Origin of the sequence: Burkholderia sp. BCC1972 (assembly GCF_905339605.1) — a bacterium.
Taxonomy (GTDB): domain Bacteria; phylum Pseudomonadota; class Gammaproteobacteria; order Burkholderiales; family Burkholderiaceae; genus Burkholderia.
This window is the reverse complement of the sequence record NZ_CAJPGH010000020.1, coordinates 142,996-160,931: the sequence shown is the minus strand read 5'-3', so window position 1 is coordinate 160,931 and position 17,936 is coordinate 142,996. Positions and strand designations below refer to the sequence as shown.

Here is a 17,936-nt window from a genome sequence, read left to right as displayed (position 1 = left end):
TAAACTAGCGGGTAGGCATAAGACTGTGTTTTTGACTAACACCAGGCAGGAAGTGATGGACGTGTTGACGGGCCCGGAGCGCCGGCGGCGCTGGACGGCGGAGCAGAAGCTAACGATGGTGCGTAAGAGCTTCGAACCGGGGAAGTCGGTTTCGCTGGTCGCGCGCCAGCACGGCGTGAACCCGAACCAGCTGTTCCACTGGCGCAAGCTGTACCAGGACGGGAGCCTTTCAGCGGTCAAGGCTGGCGAGGAAGTGGTTCCGGCATCCGAACTGGCCGATGCACTCAAGCAGATTCGCGAGCTGCAGCGGATGCTCGACAAGAAGACCATGGAGAACGAGATTCTCCGAGAAGCAATCGAGTATGGTCGAGCAAAAAAATGGATAACGCACTCGCCCTCGCTGCCGGAGGACGACCAGTGAAACTGGTTTGTGAAGTTCTCGGCGTGCCGCGCTCGAACGTATCGGCACGACTGTCGCGTCCGGCGACGTGGCGCGACGGCCGTCAATCGAGGCAAACCGACGATGAGAGCGTGGTCGAGGAAATCCGTCGGGTCGTCAGCGATTTGCCCAGCTATGGCTATCGCCGGGTTTGGGGCACCTTGCGCAACGAGCGCGTTGCGGTTGGGCTGGTGCCGTTTAATGCCAAGCGCATCTATCGCGTCATGCGCACGCACGGGCTGCTGATGCAGCGCCGACCGATTCCGCCTCGGCCGCAACGTCGACATGACGGCAAAGTGGCCGTCGCGCGCAGCAACCAGCGATGGTGCTCGGACGGCTTCGAGTTCCGTTACGACAACGGTGAACCGCTGCGCGTGACGTTTGCGCTGGACTGCTGCGACCGGGAAGCAATGAGCTGGGCGGCCACGACGGCAGGTCACAGCGGCGACATCGTGCGCGACGTGATGCTGGCTGCCGTAGAAAATCGGTTTGGCAACGAGCTGCATCCCCCATCCGAAATCGAGTGGCTGAGCGACAACGGTTCGGGCTATACGGCCGACGATACGCGCCGGTTCGCAGCGGCCATCGGCCTGACGCCATTGACCACGCCGGTATGCAGCCCGCAAAGTAACGGGATGGCCGAGAGCTTCGTGAAGACGATGAAGCGCGACTACGTTGCCTTCATGCCGAAGCCGGATGCGGCGACTGCTGCGCACAACCTGGCCATCGCGTTCGAGCATTACAACGAGAAGCATCCCCATAGCGCGCTGAAATACCGCTCGCCTCGCGAGTTCCGGCGCTCATTGGATTCAGCAACCTTAGTGTGACGCTGACGCTGTGTCCGGGATTACAGGATCAACTCCACTCAGTGACGGAACCGCCGTCCTGTTTCAAGACATCTCACCTATCCTGCGCACTGCACTCGACGGTGTCGCTCTTGCGAGCGATCGGCTTGGCGTCAACGATGACCACGCCAGCCTACGTCGAATGCAGCGCTACACCCCTTTTAGAGAGTAATGGTGTAAATGCCGGCGGCGCCCGTTTCAGCATTCGGGCTCCCCAAATAGGTCCATTCAACCTCATCGCTCACAACGTCGATGAATTGCTCTGTAGGTGATGGAAACGCCCGCCCTTTTTCGACAAACGCTTGCTGATCCCATCGGTTAAACAAAGCGGCCATCGGGTGGTCATCTGCAACGCGGCCCTCCCACACGCCTGTTTCCGTGCAGCGACAATCACCCGAGCATTTCACTGCCAACGGCTGCGCCGCTACCTCGCGCAATAATCCCGCCTCAACCATATTCGCCAGAAAATCCGCACGCTGTGGCGGCAGGCGGTACGCTTCACCGAGGAAATGCCATTGCACTCGGTCCGGCGATAGCCATTCGTGCAACGGCGGCTCGAACCGCTCTCCCGTTTCAAAGCGCTCTGGCGAGCCGGATCGGGCAATCAACCGCCCATTGGGCTCATTCGATGAACCGTACAGTGCAAGCCAGTATCCCGTTTTGGGTACGCTTTGATCACCACTAACTGCAAGCGTGCTCGTTCCCAATGCGGCGACCGCATGACCGTCGGGTATAAAAGAACGTCCCTGAAGCGCACTGCTCTTTTGCCGCCTGACCGGTGGAGTGACCGCCTTCGCGGCATTGATCAGAGTTTGTCCGTCACCGTTCCATTTGGGTAGCGGCGCTGGCGGTAACGGCAGTATCTTGTCCAGGTTGGGAAGCTTCAATCGTCCGTCGTAAAGCTTCAAGATATCGGCAATTTTTCCGTACCGTTGAGCACGCGCTTTGTCGATATGGCCTACCAGATTGGTTCCATTTTCGAGATCCATCCCGTCAAATTCCGAAACGAGGCTATCTGCACATTTGGTGCTCCCGAGCTTCACACCTTCATGCAAGACCTTCAGCGCGTGGAGTTTTGCCTCAAGTGTGTTGGGACGCGCATAGATCAGCCCTAGCTTCTCTGCGGCGTCTCCATATCCCTGTGCAAAAGCACATTCGAGCATCTTGGTTCCCACCGGTTGGTTGGCCCAAAAGCCCTCACTGGGGTTATCGTAAGATGCGGCCAGCTTGTATCCCAGAAACGCCATTGCAGCCGGACTACCCATATCCGCTGCTCGCTGGAAAAAAGCGTAAGCGCTCGTAGCATCCCCCTCCTTTACCACGCCGTTGAGATGATATACACCCATCCTGTCGTACGCGTCGGGAATATCGAGCCTCATCGCCTTCTCGACCCATTGAATGGCGACCTCCGGATTGTGGTCTGGTACGCCGGAATGATCACTCAAGATCAACGACGCCAGATTCAGCATCGCTTTCCAATGCTTTTTTTCAGCTGCTTGCAGATAGAGCCGATACACCTTTGCATAGTCGATGTTGTCGGCGGGTATAGCCGGGTCGTCCAGCCTCAACGCCTGCTGGAACCACATTTCTGCCTGTGGGTCAACGGACGGCACCCGTTGCGCCTCATATACACAGGTAAAGTCTTTTCGATGTGGATCAAAGAGTGGTAGTTTTTCGTTTCGTGGCAGATCAGACATAGCAGTGGTCAAATTATTGCCGATAGAAGTCAGGATGCCCGCATGCGCCGTATTTATTAACAACAAAGCGGCGAGGGAAAAACGCAATACGTGGATAAAAATATTCATGCGTACACACTTTCAGGAGGGCCACCAACGCCACCGCTGTTTGGCACGGAGATCGCCCCGTACAGCGTCGTGGTCGAACGATGTTCGACGAATGGCAGCAAAAAACCCGTCATCGGTTGCGTACCCGCTTGCTGGATATCTTGATTCTTGCTCATTCGTCGATTCCAATTCCGGAATGCATCCGGCATATCTTTCGGGTGACCACTATATTTAATATCACCACCATAGAGCAATCCGAATACGCGCTCCCGGAGATCGGCCGCATAAATACCACCGGTTGCAGCTATATTAATTTCACTATCAATAGCCATGCTTCGCTGATTCAGGTTTGCGCTACCCACCGTAATAAACACGTCATCAATGATCATCAGCTTGGAGTGAATATAGATTTCCCGATAAGACATGTTTTTATCCGCATCGGGACCACTCGTTCGCAATCTCGCGACACTGACAACGACACCCAGTGTTTTCTCGAGATTTTCCACACCAGGCCGATCAAGCACTTCACCACGGCCTCTGCTGCTCTTTCCATAGACAAAATCAAGTTTCCCTTTATCGACAAGCCCCTTTTGCTCAGACATCGAATCACCAGCGCCAAGCAGGGTCAGTGTATCGTACGTTCGAGGCACCATTTCCTCCCGCTCCGGATGTGGGATCACGATAAAAAGATGCAGCTTCGGCATTTCGGTAACTGGCTTATTTGCCCTCTTCATCCAGTCTTCACAATGTTTTTTTCGTGTCTTTATCAGGTGACGGGCAAATTCCGGGTAGAAGAAATACTGATTTTCCATGTAAATATAGTTGCGTGCGCTACTGGTGGCCTGGAAATACACCTCCTTGATTGATTTTTCTCGTTCACGAGGTTGTGTGCGCACAATTTGCACAAGATGTGCCGGATTTCCGGCTGCCCGAGGAATCTTGGCTGGTGGTGCTGGAGGAATCTGGTACGGCAATTCTCCAACGTTGAGCGCCGCAGCCCATGCGTTTTCAAAATTGAAATGCATCTGCGCAAGCGCCGGCCCAACAATTCGGCACGCGTAGTCCTGAAATGGACGTCCACGCACATAGTTTTCGTGCCCTATTCCGTGCTGCACGTCGTTTTTCGAGAACTTGTTTTTCAAGTCCTGGTACAAGCTAGTTTTTGCCGGCGCAGTCTGCGTTGAAATTTCTCGCTTCAGCTCGTCTTCAATAAGTGACGATGACAAGACCTCACGCTTTCGATCATCGATTTCGTGGGCAGTCCGATCCCAGTAGTCGGTAACCGAATTCAGCCCCATGACGTAACCAACCGCCTTACTTCCGTTGTCGTAGTCGTAATCGATCAGGATTGGTTTCTGGTGATGTGTCCCATAGTCTTCCATCCCGCTTCGCTCATCAACAACACTGAATGTACTGGTTACAGGCTTGTCTTCTTCCGCAGGCGCAGTCGTCATCAAGGCTTTCGCATCGGCAGGCGAGACTTCACGCAGTACAACACGAAGGCGAGGATTTTTTCCGCTATTGCTTTTTCCTCCGGGTAGGTTCTCGGCCCACCACGCAACACAGGTCTTGTGACGCTCGCTCTTCTCATCGCCATACGCGGGCCCCTGTCGAAGATGGTAAACAATAGGACCGCTAGTCCAATTTTCCTGAACATCTGAAAAACCGGGCATATTGTTTTGGACGGCGGAGCCCCGTGGAGTAGACCAGATTAGCAATCGCACTGTGACAGGATTTTCCTTGCGCGTCGTGATTTCGTCCAATAATTGCCCGTAAGTTTGCCCTCGCGGCCAATTTTCGCACGCACGATCAGCACGACGGAAAGCGGACCGTTCGACTGGTCGAACGCCGCCCCCCACCGCATCATCAATACGTCCCGTCGCCCTTCTTCACCGCGCCGCCGCCATTCGCCTTGAACTGCGCGGCCAGCCGCTCCGCGCTTCTCGCCAGCAGCGTCGTATCGACGCCCACCGCGACGAACAGCGCCCCCGCTTCCAGGTAGCGCCGTGCGGCCGCCTCATCCGCGCTCAGAATGCCCGGCGCCTTGCCGGCCGCCTTGATCGCCCGGATCGCGCCGTCGATCGCGGCCTGCACGTCCGCGTGCCCGGGATTGCCGAGACGCCCGAGATCGGCGGCCAGGTCGGCCGGCCCGATGAACACGCCATCCACACCTTCGACCCGCGCAATCGCCTCGATCGCGTCGAGCCCCGCACGCGTCTCGACCTGCACGAGCACGGCCATCTCGTCGTTCGCGCGATGCAGGTAGTCGCCCACCCGATTCCACCGTGACGCACGTGCCAGCGCACTGCCGACGCCGCGAATCCCGTGCGGCGGGTATCGCGTCGCGGCCACGGCCGCGCGCGCTTCGTCGGCGCTCTGCACCATCGGCACGAGCAGCGTCTGCGCGCCGAGATCGAGCACCTGCTTGACGATCACCGGATCGTTCCACGGCACGCGCACGACCGGATGCGACGGGTACGGCGCGATCGCCTGCAGTTGCGCGAGGATCGTCGGCACCGTGTTCGGCGCATGCTCGCCGTCGATCAGCAGCCAGTCGAAACCGGCGCCCGCGACGACCTCGGCGCTGTACGGATTCGCGAGCCCGAGCCACAGCCCGACCTGCGCGTCGCCGCGCGCCAGCGCGGCCTTGAACACATTCGACGGAATCTGCATCGTTCGCTCACCTCACTCGAAGTAGCACTGGATCGTTCCGAGCGAGCCGTAGTCGACGCTGAACGTGTCGCCCGATCGCGCCGCGCACGGCCGCGTGAACGAGCCGCCGAGCACGATCTGCCCCGGTTCCAGCGCGACATCGAAGCGCGCCAGCCGGTTCGCGAGCCATGCGACGCCGTTCGCCGGATGGTTCAGCACGCCGGCCGCGACACCCGTTTCCTCGACCACGCCGTTGCGCGACATGATCGCCGCGACCCAGCGCAGGTCGACGTCCTGCGGCCGCACCGGGCGGCCGCCGATCACGACGCCCGCGTTCGCCGCGTTGTCGGCGATCGTGTCGAACACCTTGCGCGGCCGTTTCGTGTCCGGGTCGATCGACTGGCTGCGCGCGTCGATGATCTCGAGCGCGGGCACGACGTAATCGACCGCGTCGTACACGTCGAAGATCGTGCAGTTCGGGCCCGAGAGCCGCTTGCCGAGCACGAACGCGAGCTCGACCTCGACGCGCGGCACGATGAAGCGGCCGGTCGGGATCGTGCCGCCGTCTTCGAAGAACATGTCGTCGAGCAGCGCGCCGTAGTCGGGCTCGTCGATCTGCGACGTGTTCTGCATCGCCTTCGACGTGAGGCCGATCTTGTGACCCTTCAGCGTGCGGCCTTCCGCGAGCTTGAGAGTGACCCACGCGCGCTGGATCGCATACGCGTCGTCGATCGTGATGTCGGGATGGTCGAGCGAGATCTGGCGGATCTGCGTGCGCGCGCGCTCGGCGTCGTGCAGACGCTGCGCGAGCTGGTCGATGATGGCGGGTTCGAGCATGGTCGGATCGGGAATGAGGTTCAGCCGGCCCGCTTGTAGCGGGCGTGGATGTTGTTGTGCTTGTACGAGCCGCTTTCGCTGAACTCGGTCAGCTCCATCGACAGCGCGAGGTAGCGTTTCGCGTACAGCTCGGCGAAATGCGCCTTGATCGCGTCGAACAGCGCGTCGCACGCAGCTTGCTTCGTTTCGTCGCTGCGGCCCGCGCCGATCTTCAGCGTCACGTGGACGAACGCGTCGTCCTCGGTGCCGTCGGCCACGCAGTAGTCCTGCAGCTCGATCGCGCGCGAGCGGATGCCGCCGGTCGGGAACACGCCGCCCTGCGCGATCAGCGTCGCGTTGATCGTGCGCAGCAGCACGGGAATGCGTGCGTCGTCGCGGATGTTCGCGGTGTATTCGACGACGATGTGTGGCATGGCAAATCTCCGGTCGGATTCGGTTGCTTGGCGGGCCGCCGCGCTCAGGCCAGCGGGAAGATCGCGTTGATCTGCCCGGTGCCCGAACTCGCGAAATAGTCGGTGACGATCTCGACGGGCTTGTCGTAGCGGTCCCAGCCGAGCAGCCCGAGCAGCATCGCCGTGTCGTGCATCCCGCCTTCGCCGTGGCAATGCAGGTTGTACTCCGGCAGCATCGCGCAGAAGGTCTTGAAATCGCCCTGCTTCCACAGCTCGACCACGCGCAGGTCGACCTGCCGGAAGAATTCGCGGCTGATCTGGTGGATCGATTCCTCGGGGCTGTCGTTGTCGTTGAAGCGGTGCGACAGCGAACCGCTCGCGAGGAACGCCACGTTCGAATCGCTCTTCTCGATCGCTTCGAGCAGCGCCTCGCCGAAGCGGCGGCTTTCGTCGAGCTGATGCCACATGCACCAGCCCGCGATCGACACGACCTTGAAGTGCTGGTCGCCATTCATGTAGCGCATCGGCACGAGCGTGCCGTATTCGAGTTCGAGGCTGTCGATCTCGTGCGCGCGCGTCGCGATGCCGCGCTCGGTGGCCGTCTCGGCGATCAGCCGGCCGAGCGCCGGGTTGCCCGGATACGCGTACTGCATGTCGCGGATGAAATGCGGCAGCTCGTTGCTCGTGTAGGTGCCCGCGAACCGCGCATTGCAGTTCACGTGATACCCGGCATTGACGAGCCAGTGCACGTCCGACACGACGATCGTGTCGACGCCGAGCGCGCGGCAGCGCTCGCCGATCAGCTGGTGGCCGCGGATCGCCGCTTCACGGCAGCCGTGATGCCGGCCGGGCAGTTCCGACAGGTACATCGACGGCACGTGCGTGATCTTCGCGGCGAGGGACAGTTTGCCCATCGTTCAAGTCTCCCTATCGTTCGTTCTTGCGGCGACACGACCGGCGCCCGTCACACGCCCCAGCGCGGGATGTGATGCGAACCCATCGAGATGCACACGTTCTTGATCTCCGCGAACACCTCGAAACTGTATTCGCCGCCCTCGCGCCCGGTGCCCGATTCCTTCACGCCGCCGAAAGGCTGGCGCAGGTCGCGCACGTTTTGGCTGTTCACGAACACCATCCCGGCCTCGATGCCGCGTGCCAGACGATGCACCTTGCCGACGTCCTGCGTCCAGATGTACGACGCGAGGCCGTACGCCGTATCGTTCGCGAGCCGCAGCCCTTCGTCTTCGTCCTCGAACGGGATGATGCACGCGACCGGCCCGAAGATCTCTTCCTGCGCGATGCGCATCCGGTTGTCGACGTCGGCAAACACGGTCGGGCGCACGAAATTGCCGTTGCGCAGATGATCGGGCAGCCCGGCCGGCTTGTCCGCGCCGCCCGCGACCACACGTGCGCCTTCCTGCTCGCCGATGCGGATATAGCCCGTCACCTTCTCCCAGTGCTGGCGCGTGATCATCGCGCCGAGATTCGTGCCCGGATCGGACGGATCGCCGACCACCAGGTTGTTCGCGCGGCGCGCGAATTCCTGCACGAAGCGATCGTAGATCGTGCGCTGCACGAAGATCCGCGACCCGGCGGTGCAGCGTTCGCCGTTGATCGAGAAGATCGTGAACAGCGACGCATCGAGCGCGCGATCGAAATCGGCGTCGTCGAAGACCAGCACCGGCGACTTGCCGCCGAGCTCCATCGAATACTTCTTGAGGCCGGCGCGCTCCATGATGCGCTTGCCGGTGACCGTGCCGCCGGTGAACGACACCGCACGCACGTCCGGGTGGCGCACGAGCGCGTCGCCGGCCGTCGCGCCGAAGCCCTGCACGACGTTCAGCACGCCGGGCGGAATGCCGGCTTCGAGCGCGAGCCGGCCGAGCTGGTCGGCCGTCAGCGGCGACAGCTCCGACATCTTCAGCACGGCCGTGTTGCCGAGCGCGAGGCACGGCGCCGTCTTCCACGTGGCCGTCATGAACGGCACGTTCCACGGCGACACCAGCGCGCACACGCCTACCGGCTGGTACAGCGTGTAGTTCAGCATCTGGTCGTCGACCGGATACGTGCGGCCGTTCATCTGCACGCACACTTCCGCGAAGAAGTTGAAGTTCTCGGACGCCCGCGGAATCAACTGCTTGCTCGTCTGCGCGATCGGCAGGCCGGTGTCCTGCGTCTCCAGCGCCGCGAGCATCGGCACGTTCTTCTCGATCAGCTCGCCGAGCTTGCGCATCAGCTTCGCGCGCTCCTTCGCGGGCGTGTTCGCCCATTTCGGGAACGCCGCCTTCGCCGCGCGCACGGCCGCGTCGACCTCGGCCTCGCCGCCCGACGCGACGTCGGTGATGACTTCGCCCGTCGCGGGGTTCAGCGTCGTGAAGGTCTCGCGGCTCTCGACTTCGCGGCCGTCGATCCAGTGCTTGATGGTCATATGCTCTCCTGGTGCGACGGGCTCAGCCGACGCGATAGTAGTCTGCTTCGCCGACGATCGTGTTCACGAGCCGGCCGATCCCTTCGATCTCGGTCACGACCTCGTCGCCCGGCTTCGTGTCCGCCAGCCCCTCGGGCGTGCCGGTCAGGATCACGTCGCCCGGCGAGAGCGTCATGAAGCCGCTGATGTGCTCGATCAACGCCGGCACGTCGAAAATCATGTCGCGCGTGCTGCCGCGCTGCGTCTCCCGGCCGTTCACGGTCGTGCGCAGCATCAGGTCGCCCGCGTCGCCGATCTCGTCGCGGCTGACGAACCACGGCCCGAGCGGCGTGCAGGTGTCGCGGTTCTTCACGCGCAGGTTCGGGCGGTAGTAGTTCTCGAGATAGTCGCGGATCGCGTAGTCGTTCGCGACCGTATAGCCGGCTACGTAGTCGATCGCCTGCGCGCGGCTGACGTTGCGCGCGGGCCGGCCGATCACGACGGCCAGCTCGCACTCGTAGTGCATGTGCGTCGCATCCGCCGGGCGCACGGTGCGCGACCGGTGGCCGATGAACGTGTTCGGCCCCTTCAGGAAGATCAGCGGCTCGCTCGGCGCCTTGAACGCGAGTTCCTTCGCGTGGTCGGCGTAGTTCAGGCCGAGCGCGAACGTCGTGCGCGGCGCGACGGGCGGCAGCCACGCCACCGCGTCCTCGGCGACCTCGCGCCCCGTATCGAGGCGGATCGTGCCGTCGCCGGCCGGTTCGGCCGCATGCAGTGCGCCGTTGTAGATCACGCGTGCCGTCTTCATCGAGCTTCCTCCGCAACCAGCGTATGCCGCAACGTGCCGATGCCGGCGGCCGCAATCTCGATCGTGCTGCCCGCACGGGCGCGCGGTGCGCCGCCCGCGACGCCGAGCAACAGCACGTCGCCCGCGTCGAACGACATGAACGCCGTCACGTCGGCGATCAGCTCGCGCACCGGGCGGATCAGCGCGGCGGTCGACGCGGACGCGGCCGCCTCGCCGTCGATCCGCACCGTCAGGCCGATCGCGTCGACGTCGCCCAGCGCGGCGGCCGGCACGATCGCCGGTCCCAGCGGGCAGAAGCCGTCACGGCACTTGAAGCGCACGGCCGGACGGTAGTAATCGGGATGCGGCACCGACACGTCGCTCGCGAGCGTGAAGCCGTGCACGTAGTCGAGCGCCTGCGCGGCCGGCACGCGCGTCGCGCGCCGGGCGAACACGACGGCCACCGATGCGCCGATCTCCAGCGCGTCGACACCGGCCGGCACGACGACGGCCGCGCCGTCGGCCGCATGCGTGTTGGCGGGCTTGATGTACAGGATCGGTGCCTGCGGCGGACGGCCGTAAGGCGGTGCGTTCACGGCGTCGCCGAGCGCGTCGAGCGCCGCGCGCTCGTTGAGCAGCGCCCCGTAGACGGTACCGATGGCGACCGGCAACGGCGGCGCCGCGGCGGTCGTGCAAGACAGCTCCATGCGTCATTCCCCTGCCGCGCGTCGCGGCGCATCGTCAATAGTTAATATCTTAAGTAAACAATCGGGCGCTGGCAACCTCGATTACCCTGAGTTGCGAAATTCATCACCTTCGGCTGTTAAGATTGATGCGTCCCCGTCCTTTACCCACCCCGATGAACCGTACGCTCGACCATCGCAACCTGGCCATGCTGCTGCTCGAGGCCCGCGAAACGCTGATGGGTCTGTTTCGCCCCATTCTCAAGGAATTCGCGCTGACCGAACAGCAATGGCGGATCATCCGCGTGCTCGACGGCGAACCGGCGCACGCGCTCGAAGCGGGACAGATCGCCAAACGTTGCTGCATCCTGAGCCCGAGCCTCACGGGCGTGCTGGAACGGATGGAGCGCGACGGCCTGATCACGCGCACGCGCGCGCAGGAAGACCAGCGCCGGCTGCTGGTCAGCCTGACGCCGCAAAGCAGGAAACTGGTGACGGAAATCGGTCCGCGCATCGACGAGCAATACCGGCAGCTCGAATCGCGTTTCGGCCAGGACGGCCTCGAAGACATCTACCGCGCGCTCGACCGGCTCATCGAGCTCGGCGGCAACGCGTGACGACGGCGCCCGCGCCCGCCATGCGCGGGAACGGGCGCCGCGCCCGTGCGGACGGTCAGTGCAGTGCGCCGCGCATCAGCTCGGTCACGGCCACGCCGCGCGACGTGCGCATGCATTCCTCGACGTAATCGATGAACGGCAACGGCTCGAAATCGATTTCGTCGCGCACGCGGCGGTTGTCGAACACGCGGTCGACCGTCGCGAACTCTCCACAGCGCTGCAACGCGCGGCCGATCACGCGCTCGAGTGCCGGATCGGGCCGCCCGAGCACGTCGCGCACCACCAGCGGCAATTCGGCCGGCGCGCACGCCGCGTAGCGCGGCGCACCCGTCATCCCGGCCGCCTCGTCCATCGCGCGCACGATCTGCGCCACCTGCGGCGCCTCGTCGCCGGCCGACACGTGATAGACGTCGTGCGCGAGTGTCGGCTTCACGGCCAGCAGCATCGTCGCGCGCGCCACGTCGTCCACCGACACGATGTCGATCCGCGTCATCGGCCGCGCGGTGAAGCGGCGCGCGGCATGCGCCAACCGGAACATCCAGAACGAATTCGGCGCAGGCCGCGTGCCGAGCACCGTATGACCGACCACGTGCGACGGCCGCACGACGACGAGCGGCAGTCCGAGCGCGCGCAGGCGCTGCTCGGTTTCGGCCTTCGCGTGCAGGTAGTCGGCCGCCAGTACCGCGCCCGGCAGGCCTTCGTCGTCGCGCGCCGCGTCGTCCGCCGCATCGCCCGCCCCCGCTTCCTGCACGATCCCGCCACGGCCCGCATGTGCATAGGCCGTGCCGACGTATACGAAGCGCTGCAGGCGCGGCGCGCGCGCGAAGCGTTCGGCGAAGTGCACGGCATCGGCGATGTCGGCCTGCAGGTGCGCGCCATCGGCCGGCGATGCATGGCCCGCGCAGTGAATCACGTGTGTCGCGCCGGCGAGGCGAGGCGCGTCGGCGCCGTGCCATACGTCGCCGAGCGCGCCGACGATCACGTTCGCATCGGTCAGGCGCGACGCCCAGTAGGGCGCGAGGCCCGCGCGCAGCGCCGCTTCGCGCAGCCGCGCGACCGCGTGGCCGCGGTCCTGCGCACGCACGACGCACACGATGCGTTCGAGCAGCCCTGCGTTGACGAGCGCCGTCAGCACGGTACTGCCGATGAAGCCGGTCGCGCCGGTCAGCACCAGCCGTCCGACGTTCGCCGCCGCGACCGGTGCGCTGGCCGGCGACACGAGGCTCGTGCGCCAGTTGAGCGACAACGCGGTTTTCCAGATCAGCACGATAGTCTCCTTCGAAGAATCGGCCGGGTGGCGCGGCGCCCGCGGTTGCAGGCTGCGCACGGCTCACCGGCCGGGCCGGGGCTGACGCGCGCCCCGGCAGTCCCGATCGGGCATGCGGCCCGCGATCGCGTCGATCGCGTCTCTGGCACGAGGCGGCGGCAGCCGCCGCGGACGGGCGTCCGCGGCACGGGATCGGGATGTTCCCAGTGTGGGGCCCGACCGAATGCAAGTCTGTCCCGAAAGTTTCGTGAAAGTGTGCCGATTTGTACGCGATTGTCTGAGTGTGTCGTTCCGGGCCCGTCGTCAACGCGCCGAAACATCCGGCCGCGCAACGGCCGGACTGCGTCATGTCGCATCCGGCGACGTCGTTTCCCGCCGCCGGCCGCGCGCGACAGATCGACGCGCCCGGCGGCCATGTCATCCCATGTCTCGCGCGTCGGAATGCGCGCGCCGGCGCGGCAACCGCCCGTGACGCCCGCTAGTGCGCGGGCCTCCGGAATGACCACGAATCGTCAGACGTCGTTTCATCTGAATCCGCAATAGACTCAATATGGATTTATTGCGGATTAACACTTGCGTTTCACACCAGTCTATCTAGACTGGTCAAGTCAAAACGGTCGAATGTGTCATTTTTTTAGGAGACGATCACAATGCGCCTCACCATTCGGATTAATGGCAGCGATTCCGCAACCCGGCATGCCTTCGCGGTACTGTGGGTCGACACCGACGAAGGGCTGTGGTCGCGCGAGGCACATCAGGGCATCGATCTTCCGACCTGGGGCAAGGTCCGCGACGTCGAGGGCGCGATGGCCCTCTGCGCGGCCGACAGCGGCAACGCCGTCTGCCAGTTGAAGGGGCTGTCGTTCGGTGCGATGCAGCGCGAACAGGGCCCCGCCGTACTCGCCGGCGATCACGCCGGTGCATGGCGGCTGCAGGAAGTCGATCGCTGCACGACCCAGCCGGAATACCGGGAATTCATTTCCGTCGCCCGCTAGCATTCATTGACGTAAATCGTCTGCGGTCTTCGGGTTTATTCCGGCATCAGTGATATTCATTGCGATATTCATTATTAACGGCGCCCCTTTTCGGGGCGTTTTTCATTTTCGGGCATAAAGAAATAATCAGGAACCGGGCAATTGATCGCGCTGCATCGACGGCCGCGATCGACCGGTGCCGGAATCCGCAGCCCCGGATCGACGCGCGGCCCGCGTCGCCTGCCGTGACGTCGACATCCGCTTTCGCCGTGTTTTTCCTCCCCTGTTTCCGCGCGAGCCGAATCCAGGTCAACGTTTTTTCACGGGGCCGGAACACACTTTCCCCACACGGCGTTTACTCATTTATTACAATCGCATTATCCAGACTGATTTGCCGCCGTCGGGCGGCCCGAACCGGCCATTGCATGAGCGTGAAAAAGAAGACCCACCCCGCCGATCCGTACGCGGCCGCGACCAAGAATCCGATGCTCGCGTCGCGCCTGCCGATGTGGCGCTCGAGGTTCATCGTGATCATCGTGTTCCTCGCGTTCGCCGCACTGATCGCGCGGGCCTTCTGGGTGCAGGTCGCGAACCAGGATTTCTATGTCGGCCAGGGCCAGAAGCGCTACCAGCGCACGATCGAGCTCGACGCGATGCGTGGGCGCATCGTCGACCGCAACGGCGCGATGCTCGCGGTCAGCCTGTCGACCTATGAAATCTGGGCGAACCCGAAACAGGTCGCCGATACCGACTACCCGCAGATCGCGAAGGTGCTGGACATGCCGCTCGTCGAGGTGAAGCGGCGTCTCGGCAACGAGAAGACCTTCGTGCTGCTCAAGCGGCAGGTCGACGCCGATACCGCGGGCCGCCTCGACAAGCTCGCGATCGACGGCATCACGCAGATCGCCGATTCGAAGCGCTTCTACCCCGAAGGCGAGTCGGCCGCGCACGTGGTCGGCTTCACGAACGTCGAGGACAAGGGCCAGGAAGGCGTCGAGCTTGCGGCGAATGCACGCCTGCAGGGCACGTCCGGGCAGCGCGAGGTGATCCGCGACCGGCTCGGGCGCATCGTGTCGGACACGCGCCCGCTCGTGCCCGCGCAGCACGGCGCGACGATCGAGCTGACGATCGACCGCCGGATCCAGCAGCTCGCGTACAGCCAGCTCAAGGCGGCCGTGATCGAGAACAACGCGGAGGCCGGCAGCGTCGTCGTGCTCGACGCGCAGAACGGCGAGATCCTTGCGCTCGCGAACTACCCGACCTTCGACCCGAACGACCGCGCCCGCCTCACCGGCCAGCAACTGCGCAACCGCGCGGTGATCGACACGTTCGAGCCGGGCTCGACGATCAAGCCGCTCGTCGTCGCGCTGTCGATCGACGAACGCAAGGTCACGCCGAACACGATCATCAACACGTCGCCGGGCACCTACAAGATCGGCCCGGCCGTGATTCACGACACGTCGAACCACGGGTCGCTGACCGTCGCGCAGGCGCTGCAGAAGTCGAGCAACGTCGCGCTCGCGAAGCTCGCGCTGAACTTGCCCGCCGAAACGATCTGGAACAAGTACCAGGAGTACGGGATCGGCCGCGCACCGGAACTGACGTTCCCGGGCGTCGCGTCGGGCCGGCTGCGCGGCTACAAGCGCTGGCGTCCGATCGAACAGGCGACGATGGCCTACGGCTACGGCCTGTCGATGTCGCTGCTGCAGATCGCGCAGACCTACACGGCCTACGCGGGCGACGGCACGCTGCACCCGGTGTCGCTGCTGAAGAACGGCACCGACCAGCAGACGATCGACGCGCATCGCGGCCACCGCGTGACGTCGCCGCAAACGGCCGCGTCGATCCGCTCGATGCTCGAGATGGCGGTCGGCGAAGGCGGCACGGGGCGCCGCGCGCGCGTCGATGGCTACCGGATCGGCGGCAAGACCGGTACCGCCCGCAAGCAGGTCGGCGCGACCTACGCGAAGGGCAAGTACCGCGCGCTGTTCGCGGGGATGGCACCGATGAGCAACCCGCGCCTGATCGTCGCGGTGATGATCGACGAGCCGCGCGGCAAGGGCTACTACGGCGGCACGGTGGCCGGCCCGGTGTTCGCGTCGGTCACGAGCGGCTCGCTGCAGTTGCTCGGCGTGCCGCCCGATGCACCGGTCGAGCCCGAGAATGCGCCGGCGAAGGCCGCTGCGCCGCAGAAGACGGTCGCAACGCCGAAGGCGGCGGCGGCCGCCGCCACGGCCGCTGCGGCGCAGAAACCGTCGGCACCGCTCAAGACGGCCGCGCAGGCCGGCACGGTCGCGCCGACGAAGGCTGCAGCCGCAAGCTGACGAAGCCTCACGGGCGACGCCGCATGCGCGTCGCCCTTCCGTTGCTTTCGTCCCACCTTCCAGGAACGCCCCGCACTATTCGAGCGTTTCCACCGCGTCCCGTCCGATGCGCGGCGCGCAGCGCGATGCCGCGCGCGGTCAGTGCGCAGCCGCGACCGGCTTCGCCATCCTGCCGAGCACGTGCTCGGTCATCCCGCGCGCGAGTTCGGTCTCGCCCATGAACACGGTGCCGATTCCTTCGTGAGACAGCAGCGCGGCCTCGTCGCCGCTGTTCGTGCACAGCACGACCTCGAGCGTCGGGTTGAGCGTGCGCGAGATCTCGACGATCTGCCGCACGTCGAACACGTCCGGCAGCGTGACGACCAGCATCCCGGCGCGCGCGATGTGGGCCTGCACGAGCACGATCGGCTCGATCGCGTCGCCCGACACGGCCGCGACGCCGTCGGCACGCAGTTTCTCGACGAGTTCGCGGTTCTGCTCGACGACGACGTACGCAATGCCGCGCTCGTCCAGCGCATGCGCGATCCGCGTGCCGACCTTGCCGTAGCCGACGATCACGACCTGCCCGGTCAGGTGCGTCTGCGGCGTCGACATCGGCAGCGCGGCGAGCGGGTCGTCGCGTGCCTCGAGCTTGCGCGCGAACGCCGAATGCTTGCGGATCCATGCGAGCGCCGGGTCGATCATCGCGAACAGCAACGTATTCATCGCGATCGAGATCAGCGCGACCGCCAGAATCAGGCTCTGCCCCTCGGCCGACAGCAGCCCGAGTGCCCGGCCGAGCCCCGCGAGGATGAACGAGAATTCGCCGATCTGCGCGAGGCCCGCGCCGACCGTCAGCGCGGTGTTCAGCGGATAGCGGAACGCGATCACGAGCGCGACGGCCGCGAGCGTCTTGCCGACCAGCACGATCGCCGCGACCTCGATCACGTGCAGCGGCTCCTCGATCAGCACCTTCGGGTCGAACAGCATGCCGACCGAGATGAAGAACAGCACCGAGAACGCGTCGCGCAGCGGCAGCGTCTCGTCGGCCGCGCGCCGGCTGAATTCCGACTCGCGCATCATCATCCCGGCGAAGAACGCGCCGAGCGCGAAAGACACGTCGAACAGCTTCGCCGCGCCGAACGCGATGCCGACCGCGGCCGCGATCATGCACAGCGTGAACAGCTCGCGCGAACCGGTGCGCGCGACGAGCCACAGAATGCGCGGGAACACGCGCTTGCCGACCACCAGCATCAGCGCGATGAACGCCGCGACCTTCAGCATCGTGACGCCGAGCGTGCCCCACACGCTGCCGCCGGCCGCATGGGTATCGCCGGGCGGCGTGCCGCCGAGCAACCCCGCGACGGGCGGCAGCAGCACCAGCACGAGCACCATCACGAGATCCTCGACGACCAGCCAGCCGACCGCGATGCGCCCGTTGACCGTCTCGACGAGCCCGCGCCCCTCGAGTGCGCGCAGCAGCACGACGGTACTCGCGACCGACAGCGCGAGCCCGAACACGAGCGCCGCGCCGAGGCTCCAGCCCCACGTGAGCGCGAGCCCGCCGCCCAGCAGCGTCGCGACGGTGATCTGGACGACGGCGCCCGGCAGCGCGATCTTGCGCACCGCGAGCAGATCGCCGAGCGAAAAATGCAGGCCGACGCCGAACATCAGCAGCATCACGCCCACTTCGGCGAGCTGCTGGGCGAGCGACAGGTCGCCGACGAAACCGGGCGTGCCGGGGCCGATCACGATCCCGGCGAGCAGATAGCCGACGAGCGGCGGCATTTTCAGCAGCGACGCGAGGTAACCGAAGATCATCGCGAGACCGAAACCGGCCGCGAGCAACGCAATCAGGCTGACATCATGAGGCATCCCCCCTCCCAAGCTCTTGTAACTATTTAGTAAGGTTCAAGAGTGAAAGGATAAGGGATGAGGCGGAAGAATGG

16 protein-coding genes are annotated in these 17,936 nt (G+C 64.3%); 4 read left to right on the top strand and 12 right to left on the bottom strand.

From position 1 onward, the window contains the following. Positions 1-55: 55 nt before the first annotated feature. Positions 56-1,266 (top strand): IS3 family transposase gene (locus U5798_RS25905; protein ID WP_322083641.1). Its coding sequence is split into 2 segments (ribosomal slippage): positions 56-371 and positions 371-1,266, totalling 1,212 coding nucleotides; the frame shifts between segments, so codons are not numbered across the junction. Between the two features lie 179 nt (positions 1,267-1,445). On the opposite strand, the gene U5798_RS25900 is transcribed toward U5798_RS25905, so the two are convergent. From U5798_RS25900 to U5798_RS25860, 9 genes are all read right to left on the bottom strand, one after another. Then, positions 1,446-3,089, bottom strand: coding sequence for a DUF6396 domain-containing protein (locus tag U5798_RS25900; RefSeq protein ID WP_322083636.1), 1,644 nt, complete (start codon positions 3,087-3,089; stop codon positions 1,446-1,448). Beyond that, positions 3,086-4,831 (bottom strand): phospholipase D-like domain-containing protein, encoded by a 1,746-nt coding sequence (locus tag U5798_RS25895; protein ID WP_322083635.1) that lies wholly within the window; start codon positions 4,829-4,831, stop codon positions 3,086-3,088. Before U5798_RS25895 ends, U5798_RS25900 begins: the two co-directional genes overlap by 4 nt. A 103-nt stretch (positions 4,832-4,934) precedes the next feature. Then, entirely contained in the window at positions 4,935-5,741 is an 807-nt protein-coding gene (gene hpaI, locus U5798_RS25890) for a 4-hydroxy-2-oxoheptanedioate aldolase (protein WP_322083634.1), read from the bottom strand. A gap of 12 nt (positions 5,742-5,753) precedes the next feature. Further along, on the bottom strand, positions 5,754-6,557 hold the full coding sequence (gene hpaH / locus U5798_RS25885; protein WP_124447897.1) for a 2-oxo-hept-4-ene-1,7-dioate hydratase: 804 nt from the start codon (positions 6,555-6,557) through the stop codon (positions 5,754-5,756). A 20-nt stretch (positions 6,558-6,577) separates the two neighbouring features. Continuing rightward, the gene (locus tag U5798_RS25880; protein ID WP_322083633.1) at positions 6,578-6,970 is read right to left on the bottom strand and encodes a 5-carboxymethyl-2-hydroxymuconate Delta-isomerase; all 393 of its coding nucleotides are present in this window, start codon (positions 6,968-6,970) and stop codon (positions 6,578-6,580) included. Positions 6,971-7,014: 44 nt separating this feature from the next. Continuing rightward, a complete protein-coding gene (hpaD, locus tag U5798_RS25875) occupies positions 7,015-7,863 on the bottom strand; it encodes a 3,4-dihydroxyphenylacetate 2,3-dioxygenase (RefSeq protein ID WP_124447901.1) in 849 nt (282 codons plus the stop codon). 50 nt (positions 7,864-7,913) lie between these two features. Further along, the gene (hpaE, locus tag U5798_RS25870; RefSeq protein ID WP_322083632.1) at positions 7,914-9,377 is read right to left on the bottom strand and encodes a 5-carboxymethyl-2-hydroxymuconate semialdehyde dehydrogenase; all 1,464 of its coding nucleotides are present in this window, start codon (positions 9,375-9,377) and stop codon (positions 7,914-7,916) included. Between the two features lie 22 nt (positions 9,378-9,399). Further along, positions 9,400-10,164 (bottom strand): fumarylacetoacetate hydrolase family protein, encoded by a 765-nt coding sequence (locus tag U5798_RS25865; RefSeq protein ID WP_322083631.1) that lies wholly within the window; start codon positions 10,162-10,164, stop codon positions 9,400-9,402. Further along, positions 10,161-10,850, bottom strand: a complete 690-nt coding sequence (locus U5798_RS25860; protein ID WP_322083630.1) for a fumarylacetoacetate hydrolase family protein — start codon at positions 10,848-10,850, stop codon at positions 10,161-10,163. Before U5798_RS25860 ends, U5798_RS25865 begins: the two co-directional genes overlap by 4 nt. 152 nt (positions 10,851-11,002) lie before the next feature. On the opposite strand from U5798_RS25860, the gene hpaR reads away from it, so the two are divergent. Then, positions 11,003-11,443: a homoprotocatechuate degradation operon regulator HpaR gene (gene hpaR, locus U5798_RS25855; RefSeq protein ID WP_124447909.1), complete on the top strand. Its 441-nt coding sequence runs from the start codon at positions 11,003-11,005 to the stop codon at positions 11,441-11,443. Positions 11,444-11,498: 55 nt separating this feature from the next. On the opposite strand, the gene U5798_RS25850 is transcribed toward hpaR, so the two are convergent. Then, positions 11,499-12,710, bottom strand: a complete 1,212-nt coding sequence (locus U5798_RS25850; RefSeq protein ID WP_322083629.1) for an SDR family oxidoreductase — start codon at positions 12,708-12,710, stop codon at positions 11,499-11,501. A gap of 650 nt (positions 12,711-13,360) precedes the next feature. Here U5798_RS25850 and U5798_RS25845 point away from each other — a divergent pair. Continuing rightward, entirely contained in the window at positions 13,361-13,705 is a 345-nt protein-coding gene (locus U5798_RS25845; protein ID WP_124447913.1) for a DUF3564 family protein, read from the top strand. 46 nt (positions 13,706-13,751) lie between these two features. Here the strand turns inward: U5798_RS25845 and U5798_RS25840 are convergent, their stop codons facing one another. Then, positions 13,752-13,997, bottom strand: a complete 246-nt coding sequence (locus U5798_RS25840; RefSeq protein WP_322083628.1) for a hypothetical protein — start codon at positions 13,995-13,997, stop codon at positions 13,752-13,754. Positions 13,998-14,109: 112 nt separating this feature from the next. Between U5798_RS25840 and U5798_RS25835 the strand changes: the two genes are divergently transcribed. Next, positions 14,110-16,008 (top strand): peptidoglycan D,D-transpeptidase FtsI family protein, encoded by a 1,899-nt coding sequence (locus tag U5798_RS25835; RefSeq protein WP_124447915.1) that lies wholly within the window; start codon positions 14,110-14,112, stop codon positions 16,006-16,008. Positions 16,009-16,146: 138 nt separating this feature from the next. Here U5798_RS25835 and U5798_RS25830 read toward each other — a convergent pair whose 3' ends face one another. Next, positions 16,147-17,862 carry a cation:proton antiporter gene (locus tag U5798_RS25830; protein ID WP_322083627.1) on the bottom strand — a complete coding sequence of 572 codons (1,716 nt, stop codon included), beginning with the start codon at positions 17,860-17,862 and terminating at the stop codon, positions 16,147-16,149. Positions 17,863-17,936 lie beyond the last annotated feature (74 nt).

Bases quoted from the DNA above. Each gene is read 5' to 3' on its own strand.
- hpaR (WP_124447909.1), top strand. From the start codon at position 11,003: ATGAACCGTACGCTCGACCATCGCAACCTGGCCATGCTGCTGCTCGAG.
- U5798_RS25880 (WP_322083633.1), bottom strand. From the start codon at position 6,970: ATGCCACACATCGTCGTCGAATACACCGCGAACATCCGCGACGACGCA.
- hpaI (WP_322083634.1), bottom strand. From the start codon at position 5,741: ATGCAGATTCCGTCGAATGTGTTCAAGGCCGCGCTGGCGCGCGGCGAC.
- hpaE (WP_322083632.1), bottom strand. From the start codon at position 9,377: ATGACCATCAAGCACTGGATCGACGGCCGCGAAGTCGAGAGCCGCGAG.
- U5798_RS25860 (WP_322083630.1), bottom strand. From the start codon at position 10,850: ATGGAGCTGTCTTGCACGACCGCCGCGGCGCCGCCGTTGCCGGTCGCC.
- hpaH (WP_124447897.1), bottom strand. From the start codon at position 6,557: ATGCTCGAACCCGCCATCATCGACCAGCTCGCGCAGCGTCTGCACGAC.
- hpaD (WP_124447901.1), bottom strand. From the start codon at position 7,863: ATGGGCAAACTGTCCCTCGCCGCGAAGATCACGCACGTGCCGTCGATG.
- U5798_RS25845 (WP_124447913.1), top strand. From the start codon at position 13,361: ATGCGCCTCACCATTCGGATTAATGGCAGCGATTCCGCAACCCGGCAT.
- U5798_RS25835 (WP_124447915.1), top strand. From the start codon at position 14,110: ATGAGCGTGAAAAAGAAGACCCACCCCGCCGATCCGTACGCGGCCGCG.
- U5798_RS25830 (WP_322083627.1), bottom strand. From the start codon at position 17,862: ATGCCTCATGATGTCAGCCTGATTGCGTTGCTCGCGGCCGGTTTCGGT.
- U5798_RS25900 (WP_322083636.1), bottom strand. From the start codon at position 3,089: ATGAATATTTTTATCCACGTATTGCGTTTTTCCCTCGCCGCTTTGTTG.
- U5798_RS25865 (WP_322083631.1), bottom strand. From the start codon at position 10,164: ATGAAGACGGCACGCGTGATCTACAACGGCGCACTGCATGCGGCCGAA.